18 protein-coding genes and 1 pseudogene are annotated in these 21,055 nt (G+C 49.4%); 4 read left to right on the forward strand and 15 right to left on the reverse strand.

What is annotated here, in order from left to right; translation table 11 throughout:
• Positions 1-373: 373 nt before the first annotated feature.
• Both E2980_RS19090 and E2980_RS19095 read left to right on the forward strand, forming a co-directional pair.
• Positions 374-541 carry a helix-turn-helix domain-containing protein gene (locus tag E2980_RS19090; protein WP_135153865.1) on the forward strand — a complete coding sequence of 56 codons (168 nt, stop codon included), beginning with the start codon at positions 374-376 and terminating at the stop codon, positions 539-541.
• A 20-nt stretch (positions 542-561) separates the two neighbouring features.
• Entirely contained in the window at positions 562-981 is a 420-nt protein-coding gene (locus tag E2980_RS19095; RefSeq protein ID WP_135153821.1) for a universal stress protein, read from the forward strand.
• 331 nt (positions 982-1,312) lie between these two features.
• Here the strand turns inward: E2980_RS19095 and thpD are convergent, their stop codons facing one another.
• The 9 genes from thpD to E2980_RS19140 all read right to left on the reverse strand — a co-directional run bounded on the left by thpD (position 1,313) and on the right by E2980_RS19140 (position 8,991).
• Positions 1,313-2,185, reverse strand: a complete 873-nt coding sequence (gene thpD / locus E2980_RS19100) for an ectoine hydroxylase (protein ID WP_240703101.1) — start codon at positions 2,183-2,185, stop codon at positions 1,313-1,315.
• Positions 2,186-2,210: 25 nt separating this feature from the next.
• Positions 2,211-2,597 carry an ectoine synthase gene (locus E2980_RS19105; protein WP_135153823.1) on the reverse strand — a complete coding sequence of 129 codons (387 nt, stop codon included), beginning with the start codon at positions 2,595-2,597 and terminating at the stop codon, positions 2,211-2,213.
• Between the two features lie 21 nt (positions 2,598-2,618).
• Complete coding sequence (gene ectB, locus E2980_RS19110; RefSeq protein WP_135153824.1) at positions 2,619-3,917, reverse strand: diaminobutyrate--2-oxoglutarate transaminase; 1,299 nt, start codon at positions 3,915-3,917, stop codon at positions 2,619-2,621.
• Positions 3,889-4,449, reverse strand: coding sequence for a diaminobutyrate acetyltransferase (gene ectA, locus E2980_RS19115; protein ID WP_135153825.1), 561 nt, complete (start codon positions 4,447-4,449; stop codon positions 3,889-3,891). The genes ectB and ectA overlap by 29 nt, the downstream gene beginning before the upstream one ends.
• Entirely contained in the window at positions 4,446-5,294 is an 849-nt protein-coding gene (gene ehuA / locus E2980_RS19120) for an ectoine/hydroxyectoine ABC transporter ATP-binding protein EhuA (protein ID WP_135153826.1), read from the reverse strand. Before ehuA ends, ectA begins: the two co-directional genes overlap by 4 nt.
• Positions 5,291-5,965, reverse strand: coding sequence for an ectoine/hydroxyectoine ABC transporter permease subunit EhuD (ehuD, locus tag E2980_RS19125; RefSeq protein WP_135153827.1), 675 nt, complete (start codon positions 5,963-5,965; stop codon positions 5,291-5,293). The genes ehuA and ehuD overlap by 4 nt, the downstream gene beginning before the upstream one ends.
• A gap of 3 nt (positions 5,966-5,968) precedes the next feature.
• Complete coding sequence (ehuC, locus tag E2980_RS19130; RefSeq protein ID WP_135153828.1) at positions 5,969-6,625, reverse strand: ectoine/hydroxyectoine ABC transporter permease subunit EhuC; 657 nt, start codon at positions 6,623-6,625, stop codon at positions 5,969-5,971.
• Entirely contained in the window at positions 6,625-7,533 is a 909-nt protein-coding gene (gene ehuB / locus E2980_RS19135; RefSeq protein WP_135153829.1) for an ectoine/hydroxyectoine ABC transporter substrate-binding protein EhuB, read from the reverse strand. The genes ehuC and ehuB overlap by 1 nt, the downstream gene beginning before the upstream one ends.
• A 369-nt stretch (positions 7,534-7,902) precedes the next feature.
• On the reverse strand, positions 7,903-8,991 hold the full coding sequence (locus tag E2980_RS19140) for a mechanosensitive ion channel family protein (RefSeq protein WP_135153830.1): 1,089 nt from the start codon (positions 8,989-8,991) through the stop codon (positions 7,903-7,905).
• A gap of 359 nt (positions 8,992-9,350) precedes the next feature.
• Here E2980_RS19140 and E2980_RS24790 point away from each other — a divergent pair.
• Both E2980_RS24790 and E2980_RS19150 read left to right on the forward strand, forming a co-directional pair.
• A pseudogene (locus E2980_RS24790) lies at positions 9,351-9,479 on the forward strand (cation:proton antiporter domain-containing protein); the annotation flags it as partial.
• 573 nt (positions 9,480-10,052) lie between these two features.
• A complete protein-coding gene (locus E2980_RS19150; protein ID WP_167747188.1) occupies positions 10,053-11,339 on the forward strand; it encodes a right-handed parallel beta-helix repeat-containing protein in 1,287 nt (428 codons plus the stop codon).
• A 322-nt stretch (positions 11,340-11,661) separates the two neighbouring features.
• On the opposite strand, the gene E2980_RS19155 is transcribed toward E2980_RS19150, so the two are convergent.
• The 6 genes from E2980_RS19155 to E2980_RS19180 form a co-directional block, all read right to left on the reverse strand.
• On the reverse strand, positions 11,662-13,161 hold the full coding sequence (locus E2980_RS19155; protein WP_135153832.1) for a malate:quinone oxidoreductase: 1,500 nt from the start codon (positions 13,159-13,161) through the stop codon (positions 11,662-11,664).
• A gap of 186 nt (positions 13,162-13,347) precedes the next feature.
• Entirely contained in the window at positions 13,348-15,615 is a 2,268-nt protein-coding gene (locus tag E2980_RS19160; protein WP_135153833.1) for a glycoside hydrolase family 88/105 protein, read from the reverse strand.
• A 6-nt stretch (positions 15,616-15,621) separates the two neighbouring features.
• Entirely contained in the window at positions 15,622-17,388 is a 1,767-nt protein-coding gene (locus tag E2980_RS19165; protein ID WP_240703102.1) for a hypothetical protein, read from the reverse strand.
• 65 nt (positions 17,389-17,453) lie between these two features.
• Positions 17,454-18,326: a carbohydrate ABC transporter permease gene (locus tag E2980_RS19170; RefSeq protein ID WP_135153834.1), complete on the reverse strand. Its 873-nt coding sequence runs from the start codon at positions 18,324-18,326 to the stop codon at positions 17,454-17,456.
• Between the two features lie 58 nt (positions 18,327-18,384).
• Positions 18,385-19,287 carry an ABC transporter permease gene (locus E2980_RS19175; RefSeq protein ID WP_135153835.1) on the reverse strand — a complete coding sequence of 301 codons (903 nt, stop codon included), beginning with the start codon at positions 19,285-19,287 and terminating at the stop codon, positions 18,385-18,387.
• A gap of 85 nt (positions 19,288-19,372) precedes the next feature.
• Entirely contained in the window at positions 19,373-20,983 is a 1,611-nt protein-coding gene (locus E2980_RS19180) for an extracellular solute-binding protein (RefSeq protein ID WP_240703109.1), read from the reverse strand.
• Positions 20,984-21,055 lie beyond the last annotated feature (72 nt).

Genomic DNA, 21,055 nt, shown 5'->3' on the forward strand with positions numbered 1-21,055 from the left:
CTTTGTTTGCTGTACTCTTTTTCCTTGCTTGCACCAAAAAAACAAACGGCACAGGGCTTTTCCCCATGCCGTTTCGGATTCCATTTTTATTCCCTGTCTTGTCTTTGAGTTTAACTTAATGACATTGTCCGATGCCTCTCTCCTTTTTGGATTATACAGAGTTCACATCTTTATTTCGAGGCACCATTCTTGTCAAGAAAGCGCTCTCTATCTAGAAATTCTACCGATTCCTTTAAATTTCTCTTGATATCGGGGTTTATTGAGCTAAAAATGAATTAAAATATACATTTTTAATGCATTTGGGTATAATTGAGTTATATCTACACCATTTAATTTCTTACATTAAGGAGTTTTCCACTTGGAGCATGAAATTATGACTGTCGAGCAAGTTGCTAAATACTTGCAAATCAGCGAGGTTTCTACTTACAAATTAGTGAATGAAGGACGAATTCCAGCATTCAAGATTGGCCGGCATTGGCGAATCCGTAAAACAGATTTAGAAGAAGCTCTCGAAAAGGTAAAACGTGGGGAACGCTTGTAAAATCAGAGGAGGACATACCTTTGTATAAAAAAATATTGATAGCCGCAGATGGATCTCCACATTCTCTAAGGGCTGCTAATCAAGCGATGAAGATTGCCGTTTGTGACCCGGAAACCCTTGTCGTAATTGTGTACGTCCTTGATGCAGCCAATGTAAAAGCGGATGTATTGCACCATTGGAATGACCTTGATCGTACCGACTTACGAAAAAAGCGTGTTATTGCTGTTGAAGAGAAAGCGGCACAAGCTGGCGTAAAATCTGTGACAAGAATTCTGCATGGTGAGCCTGGACCAGCCATTGTGAAATACGCTAACGAAAATAATGTGGATCTCATTGTATTAGGAAGCAGAGGTCTAAACGGTCTACAGGAGTTTGTCCTTGGCAGTGTTAGTCATAAAGTTGCAAAGAGAGCGAATTGTCCCGTTATGATTGTGAAGTGAGAATTTACAAAAAATCAGTTGTTAATTGCAAAGTGGCATTACCTCTAAAGGGAGGTAATGCCACTTTGGTGTTTCTGCAATAACATTAACAGCGGCGGCGTGACTATCGTTGAAACAATAACTGCGATGATCACCGGGGTTTATCCGTTAAACCTATTGGATATAGTAGAATTAGTCTTTTATAGGAATTAGAAATCCAATCTAATAAGGCACCATGCTCTGATCAATATGTACCCTGATACAAAAAGGAGCCTTTGGCAAGGCTCCTCCGGTGAATATATTAATTGGAACAAGTTACTTTATGCATGGTTGGATTATTGAACTTGTTCCTTTAACGGGATGCAATAAACGTAGGTCTAGGTTTGCTTGCGGAAAAAGGACTTTGAAGTCGGTTCTTGACACTGTTAAATACGTAAAACGCATTGCTGCGCGGATACGGCGATATGTTGCTGCTTGAACCGTGCATGAGATTGCAATCGAACAGCAGGACGGATCCCGCTTTTCCCACCGGCATTTGAATCCCCCCTTGCTCGACGAGCTTGGTTAGGCTTTCTTGATCCGGTACCCCCACCTCTTGCTTCCTTAGAGAATCTTTGTAATGATCGTCAGGTGTATTTCCTACGCAACTGAGAAATACTCGATGAGAACCCGGAATTACCATTAAAGCTCCGTTAAACAGGTTGTTGTCTTCCAAGGCAATAGAGCAACTTAGCGCTCGCATTCTCGGCATCCCGTCTTCCGCATGCCAAGTTTCGAAATCGGAATGCCAGTAAAATTCTTTTCCCGTGAAGCCGGGTTTGAAATTAATGCGAGATTGGTGCACGTAGACCGGACCACCAAGAATTTGCCGTATGATACCGCCGAGTCTCGGATGCGCGGCAAGCTCCTTGAAGAAAGAATGATTCTGGTGCACCGCGAACACGGAACGGACTTCGTCCCCGCCCGGTTCGAGAATGACCTCCGGAGCCGTCGAAGAGCGGCAGGAAGATAATAACTGACGCGTTTGCGTTTTGAAATCTTCTACTTCCCTCTCGCTAAAGAAATCGTTCAGAAATAAATAACCGTTTTCTTCGTAAAAGGCCAGTTGGGTTAAATCGATCTCGGTTTGGTTGATCTCATGATCGTAAACAACGGGATCAAGTCGATCAACCAAGGATGGCTCGGGTTGTTTGCGTGTTGGATATGGATCTAAGACTACGGACATCGTATTCACGCTCCTCGAAAGAATTTTAGGCTTTTGAAGCCGCGTAAGCGCCCTCTTCGTCATGCACTTCCCGACCGGTACAAGGCGGATTAAACACGCACACCATTCGCATATCGGTCGTTCCTCTGAGATAATGCCTTTCATGCCCGTTCAAGACATACATCATGCCTTCCCGAATCGGATATTTATCCCCGGTCTCCGTTAGCTCGATTTCGCCTTCTCCTTCGATGCAATAGACGGCTTCGACGTGATGTTTGTACCAGATCAACGTCTCCGTCCCCGCTTTGATGACGGTGTCGTGCAAGGAAAATCCGACCCCGTCCTCCTCTAACAACAATCTTCGGCTGTTCCAAGTATAAGTGGCGACGTCGTTTTCGGTGCCGATCCGATCTTCCAAATGTCTAACGATCATGGTTCCGGCTCTCCCTTCCGTTTAATGGCTTAATATCGCGTTTTTTTCGCCGGCGACTGCTTGTAGACTGTTCTTAAGTATGTTCAAACCTTTCGCGAGCCCGTCTCTGTCGATCGTTAACGGAGGCATAATTTTAATGACCTCGCTGTCCGTTCCCGAGGTTTCCATGATGAGCCCGCGTTCGAACGAGGCTTTCGATATTCTCTCTGCGATGCCGGGCTCGAACGCGATGCCTTGCATCAATCCGATCCCTCTTGCTTCTCCTTTCAATTCGGGAAATTCGGATACGAACTCGTCAAGCGCGTTGCGAAGCAGTCCGGCTTTGACCTTGATCTCCTCGGCGAATTGTTCGGTTTCCCAGTAGGTGAGGGCTTCTGTAGCCGTGATAAAAGCCAAGTTATTCCCGCGAAATGTCCCGTTATGTTCCCCTGGACTCCATTGATCCAATTCCGGTTTGATTAACGTGATCGCCATAGGGAGCCCGTAACCGCCGATGGATTTGGACATGCATACGATGTCGGGAATGATGCCGCACCTTTCGAAGCTGAAGAAGGATCCCGTTCTCCCGCAGCCCATCTGGACATCGTCTACGATAATAAGTATTCCGAAACGCTTGCAAATCTCGGACAAACCGATCAGCCATTCGTTGGAAGCGACGTTAATGCCTCCTTCGCCCTGCAAGGTCTCCACGATGACGGCTGCCGGCAGAGAAATTCCGCTTCCGCTGTCTTTAAGAAAGCTCTCAATATACTCGAGCGTATCCGTATTCGAACCCATATACCCGTCGTAAGGCATAGAAACGGCATGATTCAGTGGAACTCCCGCCCCTTTTCTCTTGAACTTATTCCCGGTAACCGCCAGGGCGCCTAGCGTCATTCCATGAAACGCATTCGTAAAGCTCATAATCGTCTGACGTCCCGTTACTTTTCTGGCCAGCTTCAGCGCGCTTTCCACCGAATTGGTCCCGGTAGGGCCGGGAAACATGACTTTATAACTCAACCTATTGGGCTTCAATATCACATCGTTGAATCGATTCAGAAAGGTCTCCTTGGCCTCCGATGCCATATCCAAAGTGTGAGATATACCGTCTTCCATTAAGTAGCCGATCAGCTTTTTCTTCATCTCCGGAGGATTGTGTCCGTAATTAAGCGCTCCGGCGCCAGCAAAGAAATCGATGTAGGGTTTGCCCTCGACGTCCCACATCCGGTACCCGGTAGCGCGTTGAAACTTCGTAGGGAACGAACGGCAATAGCTCCTCACTTCCGATTCGTATTGGTCGAAAGTACTTAAGTCATTGCTTTTCAATTGCGATTGATTCATCAATACTTCTCCTCCTTGGTCCTCGTCTTTCGCTTAAAGGTCCGATCCGAAATAAATCCTCGCGTTCGTGTTCGTTTCCCGGAAAACAGTCCTCGCCGAAGCCGGAACAGAGAACGGCGGACGACTCGTGCGATTGGGCCCATTTCAAGAACAGGGAACGGCTGGCGATATTCGAGGGCGCAACGGTCGCTTCCACGAACCGGATATCCGGAAGCCCCGTCACTTCGTCGAGCAGCTTCCGGGCAATTCCTTTTCCCCGATAGCGCGCTTCCACCGCAATCTGCCATATGAACAGCGTATCCGGCTGTTCAGGCTGGCGAAAACCGATGACGAAACCGATCAGAGTATTGCTTTCGGTTTCCACGGCTACTCTACAGCTTAACGAGAACCATCGGCTCATCGTCAAGTAAAAGTAAGACGAGTTCAAATCGAGATTGCGGCTATCCCGGACCATTTCCCATATACGAGGGCCGTCTTCTTGTCCGGGAATCCGATAAACGAGAGGCGGGAGTCGATGGTTTAATCCTCTCATTGTTCCGCTCCTGCCGCTACGCGACTCCCCGTCCTGCCGTCGGAGCTCCCGTTCAAGAACCGGGAAAGAAACGTTTGCAGTCTGGGGCTCTGCGGATTCTGGAATACTTGTTCCGGCGTCCCTTCCTCGACGATGACGCCTCCGTCTGTGAACAGAATCCGATCCGCCACATCGCGGGCGAAATCCATTTCATGCGTAATGAGAATCATGGCCATTTCTCCTTGCGAAGCGATTCCTTTAATGACGTCAAGCACTTCGCCGACCAATTCTGGATCCAGCGCCGAAGTGACTTCGTCGAATAGCATGACGCTAGGTTGCATGACCAAGGCTCTCGCAATGGCGACTCGTTGCTTCTGTCCCCCTGACAATTGCGAAGGATAATGGTTCGTGTGTTCTTGCAGGCCTACCCGTTCCAGCATGCGCATGGCGCGTTCATCGGCTTCTGATTTCGGGATTTTAAGGACGTGCACCAGCGCTTCCGTAACATTGCGCTGAATCGTCATGTGGGGAAACAGATTGAAATGTTGAAACACCATTCCGATCTTGCTGCGTACGCGGTGCAAATGCTTCTCGTTCGCCGGGACGAGCTTCCCCTTGCGCGGCATAAGCCAGAGCATCTCTCCTTCTACTTCTATCGTGCCGGAAGTCGGCTTTTCCAAGGTCATCAGCAGCCGGGCTATCGTTGTCTTGCCGGAACCGCTCGGCCCGATCAAGGCGATTTTCTCGCCGGGATAAACGTCCAGATCCAATTCTTTTAGAACGGTGCGATCGCCGAACGATTTCGTAATCTTGCGATAGCTAACGAGCGGTTTATCATGCTCGTCTTTCGGATTATTCTGACTCATTTCAGTAACGTCCTCCTCTCGCTTCGTTGCAGCCGTCTTTCCAACGCTCGTACCAGCAAGGCCGAAGGGTAGCTCAGGAGGAAGAAAATCGCACCGACCAAGGTGAAAGCCTCGACGTATTTGAACGAAGCGGAGCCTACGACTTTCGCCGTCATGAGCAATTCCACTACCATAATGGCGGACAAAGTCGGCGTCTCTTTGAACATGGTGATCAAGTAATTCCCCATAACGGGGATCGTCGGGGGAACGGATTGGGGAAGCACGATTCGGGTCCAAGTACGCACTTTGCCGAAATTCAACGCAATGCTTGCTTCCCATTGGCCCTTAGGCACGGAATCGATCCCGGAGCGGTATACTTCCGACATATAGGTGCTGTAGTGAATGCCTAGACCGACGACTCCGGCAACAAATGGCGACAACGTAATCCCGAATGATGTCGGGAATACGAATACCAGTACGAAAAGCTGGATCAGCAGCGGCGTGCTCCGGATAAATTCCGTAACCGCGGCCACGGGTAATGCGATCCACTTGCTACGCGATCTTCTGGCCAGCGCGATTGGCAGTCCGAGCAAAGACGCCAGCATAAATCCGGCCAAGGCTGCCGCGAGCGCGGCAGGGATCACCTCAAGCAGCTTCGGCAGGATGAATTCTGCATAATCCCAATCCCACATCGGTTAACCCCTCCCTGCCGCGGCTCTGCGCTCCGCGAATCTAATGAATAAAGTCAAGGCATATGCGGCTATAAAGTATAGAATCAATAGCCATGCGAAAATGGCTGCCGTCCGGGAGAGATCATACGATCTGAGCATCATGCCTTGATAAGTCAAGTCCGTTAAGGTAATCAGATAGACGAGCGATGTTCCCTTCAGCAATTCGATCTGCAAGTTCCCGAATCCGGGCAGCATCATGGACCAGGCCTGGGGCAAGATCACTCTTCTCATTCGGTGATAAACCGTCATATTCAAGGCGATCGTCGCTTCGATCTGTCCCCTCGGAACGGATAGAATCGAGCTGCGCACTACTTCCGAACCGTATGCGCCGTAGTTGAGACCGAGCGCCAGAACGGCGGCCGCCAGAGCAGAAAACTGGATATCCAGCAGCATAGGGAGCGCGAAGTAAATCCAGAAAAGCTGAACGAGAAGCGAAGTTCCGCGGAAGACCTCGACGTAAGCGGTCGCGACTCCGCGTAACCAGGCATATTTCGAGATCCGTGCAAGACCGGCTAGGAAAGCGCAGCAGAGAGCTACGGCAATGCTGCATAAAGTCAGGAGCAAGGTGATCTTGAAGCCTCTAAGCAAAGGAGGTAATAAATCCAAGGATAGCCATTCCATTACTTGCCTAGCTCCTCCGCGGTAGCGTCCCCTGGCAGCTCTTGCTCCGTAAAGCCGAACTCCTTCAGGATTTCAAGCAATTCTCCGGACTCCTTAAGCTTCTGGAGCTCTGCGTTAAAGGCTTCTCTAAAGTCATCGTCGCCAATCCGAAATACGGCTGCACCATAACCGCGCACGCTTTTTCCCTCGATGACGGGTTGCGTGAAATCCATGACCCGTTCGATTTTATTGTCCTTTGCGGAATCCAGCATCGCTTGCAGGGAAGGGCCCGTCATCGTGATCGCGTCCGCTCGGCCGGATTGCAAGGCGGAGATGGCCGAAGGCTGATCCGGTACGGTCAGGATTTGAGAATCCGCGACTCCTACATTCTTCAGATACTCGACTTCGATCGCGCCGACCATAACCGCGACTTTGGCTTTCGGATTCGCTTTTATATCCTCGTAGCTATGCAGATTTAACGGGTTTCCTTTCTTCACCGCTATCGCTTCGCCTATGCTGTATTCCGGATTCGCGAAGGCGACCTGCCGCGCTCTCTCCGGAGTAATGAACATCCCTGCCGTGATCATATCGAACCGTTTGGCCTTCAGACCGGGAATAAGGGAGCCGAACTCTGTCAGCACGCCGTCCATCTCCTGTATTCCCAGATTGCTCAAGATTTTGCGCGAGATTTCAACGGCTTCTCCGGTAAGCTTTCCATCCGGCGTCGCATAAGCATAAGGACGTTCGTTGGCGAACCCGACGGAAATAAAACCTTCCCGTTGAGCTTTGGCTAGCGTCGTTTCCGAGGCTGTTTTGACAGCGGCACTGCTAAGAGAGCTTTCTTCGCTTGAAGCATTACCTCCATTGCCGCACCCCACTAACAAGCCGAACAACACCAAGCAAAGACCAGCGTGACCCCACTTCTTCATTTTTTCGTACTCCTTTCGGTATGAGATTAGAACACGTTAATTATGGTAACATGCACCGCTTGCAGGCTCACCTTTGATATAAGCCCGTATCGCAGGCTCAGCCCTCCTCAGCTTGGATGAGAAGGGCTGAGCAGCAATTTCCAGCATTATCCTCACGTATTCTCCCGAATGATGCTCTGTTCAAATTGAAGAAAAATCGCTTCCTATTAAGCAATCATGAGATAATAAGATTAATAAACTTATTACATTGTTATTTCGGTGTAATTCGGATGAAAACCGCTATATTTCAACAAATACGAACAAAAGATGAATAAGCGACCCCCGAAAGGCTCGCTTATTTTATGAGATTAATTATGTTGTCAACAACGATTAGTCGGCTTGGGTCGCCTCTAGCGAAGACCTATTCTTGACCTGGTCGGACGATGCTGTTTCGAAATAGACGCTCGTACTCGGCTTGGCAATCGATACGCCTTCCCTTTCAAGAATTTCAAGGATGCCGATCATGCACGACTCCTTCGTCTGAAGCCATTCGCTCCACTGCGTCGTTTTCGTAAAAAAATAGAGGAAAATATCTTGGCTGCTCGGCCCGAAACGGTCCAAATGCACGAAAATGGTTTCTTGGTCGATGTCCTCTCTATTTACAAGCATTCCACGGATTGCATCCAGACAGGCCGTAATTTTCTCTGTCGAGGTCGAGTAAGTGAGACCGAGATGAAACGTAATCCGACGTTTACCCATCCTCGACCAATTCGTTATGGGCTCGTTGGCCAAAGTGGAGTTTGGCATCGTTACGAGAGCTTGCGCGAAAGTCCGAATGCGCGTACTCCTGAACGTTATGCTTTCAACCGTACCTTCCACGCTCGGCGTTTCAATCCAATCGTCCAACGTGAACGGCTTTTCGGTGATGATGACGATCCCCCCGAAAATGTTTGAAATCGCATCTTTGGCGGCTAGCGCAAAAGCAAGACCTCCAAGCCCAAGTCCCGCGATAAACCCGGTTACTTCGTATCCCCATTCCTGAACGATAACCGTAAAACACAGACAAAGGATAACTGCGCGTAGGATTTTCGATAGGAAGGGAAGCAGGATTCGATCGACTTCGAAATTGAGCTTTTTACCGATGCCCTCAATCCAATGGGAAGAGATGCTTGTTAAACGCATCAGACCCCAGGCTAGCAGAAAGACGTAGGAAGAACGAAACGCGCTGTTCACCCATCCGTAACTCGCGGTTTCCGAATGAGCCGTTTTTATCGAGAAATAAAGTCCGATAATCATAATCAGCGCTCGAACGGGCTTTTCAAAAGCTTCCCCTACATCGGAGAGCATCGAAGTTTTCGAATCGCGAAAAGACCTGATCAAGAATCTGAAGAAGTAAGGCACGACCCATCTGCTTACGACGACGGATACGCCCAGAATTCCTAACGAAATACTAAGAGATTTTAAATCAATGTTGGTCATTCTTCTCCTCCCGTGAATCGTTTGGCCGATCCTCCTTCCCGTTTTTCAAAGATAAGTGACTATAAATTATATAAAACTATAACAGACGCTCGATCAACTGACAACCTATATTATTAAAATAAGTTGTATGTATAATTATGGACGATTTATAAACAGAATACATAAACGCTAAAAAGCCGGCGAGGGAACTCCCTTGCCGGCTTGTCGATGAGACTTAAGCGTCCCGATTTCTATTCAGATATCGACTGGTTCTATCCAAAGTACTCTCATCTCCGACGATAACCAGAACGTCGTCTACTCGGAGGATGACATGCGGTCTAGGCGAGATAGCCGTGAGATATGACATATTCCTCGGCTAATATTTACTTAACTTGCCTTTGATAGTAGCCTTTACGTTTGCCTCCTTGATAAGCGCCACCGACCCGATTAGCGTCATATCCATTTTCAAATCGATAGGGGTTCCGAAATCGATCGTCACCATTATCGAGGCGTATCTACCCGTTCCGTTAGAAATCCCGACCTCCACCCCTTAAATAGATGTGACGAAGGAAAGAAAGGGCTTTTGACCCGTTAAGACATGGGACATCGCTAAGGACATCATGGAGAATACGTGCAGCATAAAGCAACCTTCTTAATTCCATCCATAACAATCAGGTAACAGACAACTTGAGACCTGTAATATCCATGAATATCAAACATACACAAGCGGCAAGATGGGGTATTTAATCAAGTGATGTTTCATTAACAAATCTGCTTCGTTAAAGCATTTGAAAAATGATTCAAGACTTTCGATCATAATCTGATTGAAGGTTTTTTGTTTGTGTTTTGCTACGGGTTGAAGTCCGATGCATGACAGAAGCCCTATTTTCGAGCATGGGCAACTAACCAATCACGCAGTCCATTCCGCGAATATACAATGACTATGGTTATTAACACAGCTGAATGAGGGAGGGATCGGTACCATAGCTAACCAAATTTTTGTGGGACCTGGCGGATTTCCGACCATCAACGCGGGAATCGCAGCAGCTAACGAATTCGATACCGTCAGGGTTGCCCCGGGCGTGTATAATGAAACGGTGATCATTAACAAATCGATCCAACTGCTAGGCGCTCAAGCCGGTGTGGATGCACGGACCCGATCCGGTATCGCATCGACGGAATCAATCGTAACAGGACCATCGATCGCCCTAATTCAAGCAGTAGCTGATCGAGTGGTCATTGACGGTTTTACTGTTCAGAATAACACTACAGGACCGGGAATTTTTACTTCAGCAGCCTTTTCCGGATACTGGGTAATGAATAACATTATTCAGAACAATGTCTTTGGTATTCTTAACAATTCTAGCGGGGCGCGATATACCGAGGTTCGCCAAAACTTCCTGCGTTCCAACAATCAACCAGGTGCAGGATCCGGAAACGGCATTCTATCAGATATGACGACATCGAACATCTGGGTTGACAGCAACTTGTTCACTGGTCATCAATTGGCTTCGGTCAACTTCTCTCCAGCCGGAACAGCGACAACCGATATCATCATCTCGAACAACCGGATGGTGACTGATAATTCGATTACATTGGCAAACACAAATAATGTTAAAATTTTCGAAAATAACATGACGGATACACAAGGAAGTTCGATTTTCTTTGGCGGAAGCACGAACCAAACAGATATAGAACGGAACATTCTGCATAATAGTATTTCCAACGGCATCAACGTTACGACCTTTTTTACAGGGGTGCCGAACGCCAATATTCGGGCCAAGTACAATAGTATACAGGGAAATTCGAATGCAGGGCTGCAAATTGTGGCTGGCTCATATAACGTCACGCCGCCTAATGACCGACTGGATGCGACCAACAACTGGTGGGGCAGTCCGACCGGTCCGGCTCCGATTGGCTCCGGCGACAGGGTCATCGATCCGGGTAATGTGGCGGAAATAACCCCGTTTTTGACGTCAGATCCATTTATTACTCAGCAAATTAGCCAGGTACTGTCAACAGGTCCGATTTTGGGGCCGCCCGGAACACAAACGGTTCGAATCGAAATCTTGAACGACGATCCGATTAGCACGGCCGTAATTGAGATCATCGGGTTCTACTTGCCTCCGAACAGCGCGAAGCTCCCGTATGTGCATGAATTGTTCACCATCAATCCAAACATTAAAGTGCTGAAGTCATTTTTTGTTAACTCATTAGATCAGTATGAGTATCAATTCGGCATCCTAAATACGTCAAATGTCCTCATATCGGTATGGGCAATAGACGTTAACGGAAATGTCCTCGCTTCTCAAAGGGTAGTAGCATCAGAACAATCGACAATCAGTACGATTACTCCGAACGTACCTTAAAGGGTACACATTCTTGGCCGCAATCGGCAATCGTACACATTCTTTACATTGGTTTATATAAAAATATGTACCGATAAAATAAAAAACCGCGATTTACGCGGGCTGGAATCAGTATACATTCTTGTCATCCGACATGTTGTTACACATCATTATGTCGTGTCACTAGCCCCATGATTGCAGCCATTATCGCCGCGGGAAACAGGACGAAGTCGATCGCTTGCGCACCCATCCCGTGTCGCATGCCGTTTTCGAATGTAAAAGGTTGGAACAGTTTATTGTACTTTCAATCTATAGATAGATCAAAGGATTCTTTGTTTTAGAATTAACTATAGACTAGCTCTTTTTCGCTTAGACCAAGCGTCTCTGTTGTTGAAGTATGAATTTCGTGCAGAAGCTCCGGATTTTCCATTAGCGACACGCCGTAAGAAGGAATCATTTCTTTAATTTTCGGTTCCCACTCTTTCACATGTTGCGGGAAGCATTTATTAATTACCTCGAGCATAACGTGAACAGCAGTAGAAGCACCTGGAGAAGCACCTAGTAATGCTGCAATCGAGCCGTCAGCGGCACTAACAACTTCCGTACCAAATTGAAGTGTACCTTTGCCGCCAGCTTCAGTATCTTTGATAACTTGCACGCGTTGGCCCGCCGCTACTAAATCCCAATCCTCGCTTTTGGCGTTCGGGATAAACTCTCGTAACTCTTCCATGCGCTTTTCTTTCGATAACATAACTTGCTCGATCAGGTATTTTGTCAATGACATGTTTTTTGCGCCTGCCGACAACATAGTTACGAGATTATCCGGTTTAACGGAAGTTACCAAATCAAACATTGAACCGGTTTTTAAAAACTTTGGCGAGAAGCCGGCAAACGGTCCAAATAGCAACGATTTTTTATTGTCGATAAATCTTGTGTCAAGATGCGGAACAGACATTGGAGGAGCTCCAACCTTAGCTTTTCCGTATACTTTTGCATGATGCTGCGCTACAACATCCGGATTATTACACACCATGAATATTCCGCTTACCGGGAATCCTCCAATATGTTTTCCTTCAGGAATACCGGATTTTTGCAATAAATGCAGGCTTCCTCCCCCGCCTCCGATAAAGACGAATTCTGCAGTATGGCGTTCGACTTTACCGGCGTCGTTTCGAACTTTCAGTTCCCACGAGCCGTCGCTAGTACGTTTAATATTATCAACGCTGTGTTTATATTTGATATCGACGTTTTTACGCTTTAAGTGTTCAAACAAAATGCGCGTTAAAGCGCCGAAGTTGACATCGGTTCCAGAGTCGATTTTTGTTGCCGCAATAGGTTCATTCGATGGACGATCTTGTATAATAAGCGGAATCCATTCCATCAGTTTTCCAGGGTCATCGGAAAATTCCATCCCTTGAAACAGTGGATTATTCGACATCTCTTCAAAACGTTTCTTTAAAAACGTTACATTTTGTTCCCCTTGTACCATACTCATATGAGGCAATGGCATAATAAAGTCGTGCGGATTACGTATCAGCTTACTGTTTACAAGATAAGACCAAAACTGCATGGAAAGCTGAAACTGTTCATTAATTTGGATAGCTTTGCTAATATCTATAGATCCGTCTGGTTTTTCGACAGTGTAGTTAAGCTCGCACAGTGCCGCATGCCCTGTTCCTGCATTATTCCATTCGTTAGAGCTTTCCTCTCCTGCATTTTCGAGCTTCTCAAACACTGTAATTTCCCATTCCGGCACTAATTCTTTCAGAAGTGTCCCTAAAGTCGCACTCATGATTCCGGCACCTATTAAGATGACGTCTGTTTTAGCTTCTCCGTTGCTCATTTTTACCATCCTTATACCCTATGCAATTATTTATAGATTAATATATCTACTATTATCTGATAATTATAAGCTATTTAAAAGCTGGTGAAAAGTGAGAATTCCGTCCACATTGCCCTAGGAACACACAAAAACCAAGGCCTTAACCCTGCTTCTTGCAAGGATTAAGGCTTTGGTTTGCCGTTCATATCAATTACGAATCGGTAACGAGGAAGGTTGGACCGGTTCCGCAACTGCGGATTTCATCCGGCTGATTTCCACTCCCGCCAGCATCATAATACCTATGCCGTGATTGTCGTTCACTACGGTCCGTAAATCATGCATATAATATTCAGGAGAAAAGGAATACCGAGAGCCGCTGCATACGCCGTGCACATTGCCCTGACGATCGATCGCCCCGCCGGTCAGACCCTGCCAGGCTTTTTGCGCGGCGGCCTCATAACCATCCCTTCCTTCCAGCCAGCCGAAACGCACTCCCCTGGCGAAGGCATAAGCGAACATCGCGGTACAGGAAGCTTCCTCATACGCATCCGGCTGGTTTAACACCTGGCGCCATAAACCCGAATCCGCCTGCAGCGCAGCTACACCCGAGCAAAGCTCCCGGAACATAGCGAGCAGTGCTTCCCGATCCCGATGATCTTCCGGTATCTTCTCTAGCAGCTCGGACAACGAGAATAGGCACCAGCCGTTGCCGCGCCCCCAGGGCACACGCGTCGCCTTGACGTATTTGAAGTCAAAAACATGCGACATGACGCCTTCCGGCTCCATAAATAAGTAGCGCTTATACAGCAGAAACTGTCTCGCCGCTTCATCAAGCGCTTCGCGTTGCCCCGTTGCAGCAGCATATCGTATCAAGAAAGGGGCGCTCATGTACAGATCGTCCGCCCACATCGTATCGGCCGCATATTCTCCTGGGCATAGCCGGTAGAACGCTCCGTCCTCCCGGCGCTCCAGCTTGCGAAGCATGAATTCGGCAATAACATCGGCTATTGACCGAAAGCGCTCATCTCCCGTTTGCAAATAGGCTTCAAGCATAGCCGATCCGAACGAGCCGCAGTTGTCCAGCATCTTAATCAAGACGAGCTGGTGGTTAACTGACGGAAACCCGTATTGATCCCGGTCCCACAACGAATATTCATACCTATCCGTACAACTTCGGATGTGGCCCAGCGCGTAATCTGCCAAATCCTGCCGCTTAAGCTCTCGCGCGGTACGTAGAAGCCCATACATCGTAACGCCGAGCGGATAATCCCAGCGCCCGTAATTAGTAGCGCTTCCCGTGGTCCATTTGTTGCTCAGCATGGCGTTCTCATAGTAGGGTCTAACCATTGAATGAGGAGCATCAACCATCCAATACGTATGTCCGACAGCGCGGCCCTCAGAATCGACGGCTGGATAAAGGGCAGCCGTTGTGCAAACCGCCGATGGGTCAGGCTCTGCCGTCGGATCCATCGGTCCCGCGTACAGCCATGCTCCTTCTGCGCCATGGACGGCAGCCGGCATTTCGAGTGGCAGCAGCCTGCCTTCGGAATAAACGTTTAATTCGAATCCCCAGCCGCCAGAGCCGCTTACGCTTTGTACGAGCAGCTGTCGGAATCCGGAGCCTGCGGACACCTGCGTCCGAAAGGAGCCGGCAGACTGAAGCCCGACAACCTTTAATCCATCCAGCCATATTGAGGTCGCTCCTAAAGCATGGCCTTCCAGTATTAAAGTGTCCGCCCCTGCCGGCAACTGCAATCCGCTCCATCCGTAAGCCGCGACCGGTTGAACGGGACGGCCGAACAGCCGCTCGCAGTTCGGCCGCTTCGCTTCCTCCTCCGTCCACCTCCTCCGCGGAAGCCATGTTAAGCCGGTTTCCTCTTCAGCATGCTTGAAATCGGGAAACCCTCTTTCACTTCCGTAAAGCTGACTTTTCATAGACCCAGTAAAGACCCAGCCCGCGCTCCCCTCCCTGCCTGCGAACGGAGCCAACACCTGCATAATGCGGACCTTTGCTTCATCGGCCCCGAAGCGGCAACCGAAGCCAGCATCCGTTTTGCGTGCTTCTACAAGGATAGCGTTCCAGCCCTTGCGCAGCAGAAGAGGAATAACGGCTCTCGCACCCGGCTTCATTTCGTCTACCGTATTCGATCGGTACAGCTGCTCTTCATTGACATACAGCCTTACCGGGCCGAGCGGTTCCATGATGCCGTCGATCGAGCGCTCGTCGTCGCTCCATACGAGTCCGTAAACGTAAGCGTAATCGCCGTTAGCCGCTTCCGGCAGCTTGACGGACAAATCCATATCGTATAGCCCTTCCCCGGTTTGCAGCACACCCGTTTTGGCAAACGCTCGCAGCGCGAAGGGAACGGGAGGATTTGCCCCGGCATAACGGCCTGACAGCACCTCCAGTATACGGCGCTCATCGTCGCCGAACCAGTAACGCGCGCTTTCTCGCGGCTCCATATATACGCTCATACCTCTTCATTCCTCATGCTTGCTGTCATTCCGGTCCTGATGCGACAGCCTAATATCGAACGTTCTGTCATACGGAGTCATTAAATTCACGATCAGCGTCTGGCAATCTGCCGGATAGTTGGTATTGTTAAGCGCCTTAGCCCGATGCTCGTGCGCGCCTCCGTCCAGCTCAATCCAATCGCTTCCGGCGGTTAAGCGGACTGTCCCTTTTTCCCAAAACAGGGTTCCAGCCGCTGCCGGCACTAGTCCTCCCCCGGATAACGCGCCTTCCTTGCCGAACACAAAAGAAATTTGAGTCATTAATACTTCCGGCTGATCGCAGTGGACGCGAATTTTCCAGCCTTGCTCGCTTTCCGTTAACACAACCTCGACTTGATGCTGCTGCTCATGAGTGACTTCTCTCAAATGATGCGGCAGCAAATACCAGGGGCTGACCTCCCCGCCGGCGGTTTCCGGCAAATCCCGTTTCGATACGGGGCCGTAATACCCCTTGCTCTCAGTCGCCGTTAACCGGTAACCGTGCTCAAGCTCCTCCAGCCGCTTCAGCTTGACGAAGCCGGGCTCGAAGGAAGTTGCGACTTGCACCGCGAGCAGCCGCGCCGCACCATGCCGCAGCGCAAAAAACGAAGTCGTTTCGGTGATGACGGTCGCGCTTGTTGCTCCATTCCGATGCCTGGCCACCGGAGCGCCGAAATCGGGATGCAGCCGACTGTGGTAGATTCGACCGCCATGTCCTGCCGCCTCCATCAGGCTCAGGTATCTCTCGCGCGGAAAGCCGCCGTTAATGACGACTCGGTAGGGATCCGGCAGCCCTTCAGGCTGTACCGTGCAATCACGAAGCTCCGGATAACGCAACAAACCAATAAGCGCGTTGTTGGGCAGCCACCCCGGGTGCTTCAGCGCATCGCCGGCAAGCTCGGCAATTGACGCAAATAGAGGCTCCCGGTCCAGGCTGGCCATCAGCTTGGCCACCAGAAAATAACTCCCCATATCGTATTTGCTTCCTAAATCCTGACGGCCGGAATAATCCGTTACCACCTCTCCGTCCGGGTGGATCATATAGGCCATCATCCGCAAATTCCGGCGTACCGGCTCCAGCAGGTCCGGCCGGTCGAACAGCTCCGCCGCATAAAAAAGGACGATATCGCTGACGGCGTTATAGATGCCATTGCTCCGCTCCGTCCACTCTCCGTCTTCCGTGCAATCCATTCCTTCCGCAAGCCACTGGTCCGCCCGTTCCTTCAGCTCCGGCCGTCCTGTCAGTTTATACATAAACCCCAGCGCCGCCGTAATAACCCAGCGGTGGTTCGGGGTGTGGCAGCCGCCTGTCAGCAAAGCCGGAATGGTCCTCTCCAGAAACAGCCGGATATCCTCCGCCGCTTGGCGCAAAGGTTCCCATGCATGGGCGGCAAGCAGCTCATAAGCCTGTGCCAAGCCGCTTACGACGAATGCGGTGTCCGGAGGCGAGTGCATATTCGTCCATGGCGGCGAAATCGTTCCATCGGCATGCTGGAACCGCAGCATGTACCTTGCACCTAGCTCTAAGCTGATAAGCAGCTCCTTATCGTGATAAAACCTGGAATCTTCATTAATGAGAGCGGAAATCCATAATGCCATAACCATCGGCGTTCCGCCGTGGCTGGGCCAAGCGAGGCCGTTCACGGGATCGGCAACTCCCCCGTAGAACCGGCTGCCGCTTTCAAGCACCTGATGATCCATGCCGTCTTTTACCCAATGGTCATTCAAAGAGACCAGCTTATCGTATATGCCCATCCTTCTTCCCCACTCTTTCCTCAGCCGTCATTTTCACGCGATTCCGCCATGCGATTCCTCTTCCGTTATCCCTTCACTGCTCCAAGCATTACGCCGCTTACGAAGTATCGCTGCAGCCACGGGTAAACGATCAGAATAGGCACGGTGGCGAATATTACGCTGGCCGCCTTCAAGCTTTCCGGAACGACGGTCGCCATCTGCGCTCCTTCCATCTGCAGGAGATCCGTAATCATGTTGTTTTGGATTAGCTGATAAAGCTTAAGCTGAAGCGGATAAAGCTCCGGACTGGTAATGTACATCAGCGTGTCCGTAAATCCGTTCCAGCGGCCTACCGCGTAAAACAGGCTGAGCGTCGTTATGACCGGCAGCGATAGAGGCAGCATGATGCTGAGCAGAGTCCGAAAGTGGCTGCTGCCGTCGATTTCGGCAGACTCCTCCAGGCTTTCCGGAATATTATTAAAGAAACTAATTAAGATAATTAAATAAAAAGGGTTGATCAGTCCGGGAAGCACAAGCGCCCATATCGAATCGAGCAGATTCAGATTGCGGACTAAAATATATTCCGGGATGATTCCGCCGCTGAAAAACATGGTAATGACGACAATGAACATGAATGCTTTGCGGCCCTTGAGCTTTTTTTTAGACAAGGGATAACCGATCGCGATCGTCATTAGCATGCATAAGACGGTGAACAAGCTGGTTAGCAGCACCGTAAATCCAAGCGAGCGAATCATCGAGGAATCGGAAAACACCTTAGAGTAGGCTTCCATATTAAAGTCAACCGGAAGCAGGCTCACTTTCCCGGATAAAATCGGTCCTGCCGAGCTAAGGGAAATGGCCGTTATATGAAGAAATGGAGCTAGACAAATCAACGTGCAAACGAGTAAAACGATAAAGTTGGCGGTATCGAAAACGCGGTTGGCAGTTTTCTCTCTCACAGCGTCCGCTCCTTTCAAATGGTCGAAAATCGGGATGGATATATGCTAGCAATCGCTCCTAGAGGATGCTTTCATCCGTGAGCTTCTTAGAGGCATAGTTGGCGCCAAGCACAAAGACAAGCCCTACCACCGCTTGGAATAAACCGACAACCGTCGCCAGCGTATATTGGCCCGATTGGAGTCCGATCCGGTACACAAACGTGCTGAGCACGTCGGAGTATTCGCGCACCGCCAAATTGCCGATTACATACGGGCGCTCGAAGCCGATTGAAATCATATGTCCCAGATTAATAATGAGCAGCACGACAATGGTCGATTTAAGGCCGGGGAGCGTAATATGCCAAATTCGCTTAAACCTGCCCGCTCCGTCTATGCCTGCAGCCTCGAACAGTTCCTTGTTTATGCCAGTAAGGGCAGCCAAATAAATAATCGTCCCCCAGCCGGCGCTCTGCCACATGCCTACTAGCAAATAGGTGATTAGCCAATCGTTCTTGTCCGTCAGAAACGGGATGGCTTCGAAGCCCATAGAGGTAATTAAATTATTAATCATACCGGACTGCGTTCCGAACACCTGATAAACAATTCCGCCAATAATGACCCAGGATATAAAATGCGGAATATAGAGAATGGTCTGCGAAAGCTTCTTAAACCATAGCGTCCTCATCTCGTAGAGCATAATAGCCAATATAAGCGGCGCTGGAAATGAAACTAGCAAATCGAGAAAGTTGAGCATCAGCGTATTGCGCAGCGTCAAGTAAAAATCGCGCATGCCGAATACTTCCTTAAACGCCTCGAGGCCGATCCACTCGCTTCCCATAATGCCCTGAAAGAAATTAAAGTCCTTAAACGCAATCTGAATTCCGTACATCGGGCCGTATTTGAAAATGATGAAATAAGCAAGCGGCAATACAAGCAGCGCGTACAGCTGCCAATATCTGCGGAAATAGGCGTTCAAACTCACAGCGGTCTCCTCCTTATGCAATCGGTTCACGCGCAGAGACGAGGCCGCGCCCCGTCCCTTCGCGTTCACCAAGCCCACTCAGTCGTTATTTGGCCAGCATCTCTTTATAAACGGCCGTACGCTCGTCTAATATCGCCTGACCACCGCTAGCCATGTAGTCTTTCAGCATCGTTTCATAGATACTTTCGAACTGCTCAGGCTTTGACATCGTCGTTTTCACGATCATCTCATTGAATTTATCCAGCAAAGTCGTGGCGTATTTCGTCTGCGCTTCGATCGGTCTGTCCATTAACACAGGCGGTATCACGTCGGAGTTCGCCACCTTCTGCGCGGCTGCCACCTGATCCTGGAATTTCTTCGGCATCTGCAGCTCTCGGGCCTTCAGGTTCTTCTCCATGCTGCCAAGCTGCTTGCCGTTCGAAATAATGGCCATATCGCCTGAATTGTACAAGCGGTTCTTCGCTTCCTCTGTCTGATTCTCAACAGTAACCGGTATATCGTCGACCATCGTATAATTTTCGCCTTCAACGCCGTTTTGCATCTTAAACAAATTGTCGCCGGTCGCCATCCATTCCAAATATTTAATGGCCTCGACCGAGCGCTCGCTTGATTTCGGAATCATGATATAAAGTCCGTTCGGCGCGTACATCGGCTTAGCGTGTTTTCCTTCCTCATTCGTGTACACATCTACGGAAGCCAGCAAAGCTCCTGGAACGTTTTGCTGCAGCACATCGTAACTTCCTTTATCGTAGAAAGGATTAATGTCATCCTCGCTGAAGAAGCCAATTTTCCCATTCGAAACGTCTTCGCCTAATTTCTTCTTGTCTTTGTCCAGACCGAAATCCTTGCTCATCAAGCCCTCATTGTACAACTTATTCATAAACTGCAGCCCCTCTTTAAAGCCTGGAAGAAGAGTCGGATAATCGTTGGAGCCGAGCTGCTGCATCAACGTGTATTTTTGTTCCTCCGTCGTTGGCTTAATGAAAGACCAAATGAGCGGTTCGTATTGAGCGGAAGCGATCGTCATGCCCAGAGGGATAACTTGGCCGCCAGTCCCGCTCGGATCCTTCTCCTTAAATGCTTTCAATACGTTATACAGCTCTTCCGTCGTTTGCGGAACCGGCATACTTAGCTTATCCAACCAATCCTGACGGATGAAGGACGCGTATTTCCCAACAATCGAGCGAATCGCAGGGACGGCGAACTGGGTGCCCTGGAACTGGCCGTAGCCGAGTACATCATCGCCAAGAAAGGCTTTCAAATTAGGCGCATGCTCGTCAAGCAGCGGTCCTACATCGGTCAAACCGCCCTGCGTCGCATAACGGTTGAATGTATTTGGATCGTAAGTAAACACGATATCCGGCACGTTGCTGCCGCTGGCCATCAGAACATTCAGTTTCTCGACTTCCTCCGAGCGCGGTACTGGCACGAATTCGACATCGATGTTGTTCGGATCGCCGAAGTTTTGTTGAACGAATTTCGTCAAATAGTTGTCCGTAATCGTTGAGCCAGCCGGCGAGTTGCCTCTGTCGAACACCTCAATCTTGAGCGTGACCCGTTCCTTCGACGTCCCCGCGTTCGTTCCGCTTGAAGCTTCAGGCTTCGAATTTGATGAACATGCCGTAAACAGCAAGGAGCAAGCCAGGAGCACCAAGGCAGCTTTCTTCGTTTGCGAAGCACCTCTTTTTCTCATCATACTAATCATCGTTTCCAACCCCTTCATCGATTAATGTTGTACCGGGCAGACCGCTGATCTTTATTAGGATAG

The organism is Cohnella luojiensis (assembly GCF_004564235.1).
In the GTDB taxonomy this organism is placed as follows: domain Bacteria; phylum Bacillota; class Bacilli; order Paenibacillales; family Paenibacillaceae; genus Cohnella; species Cohnella luojiensis.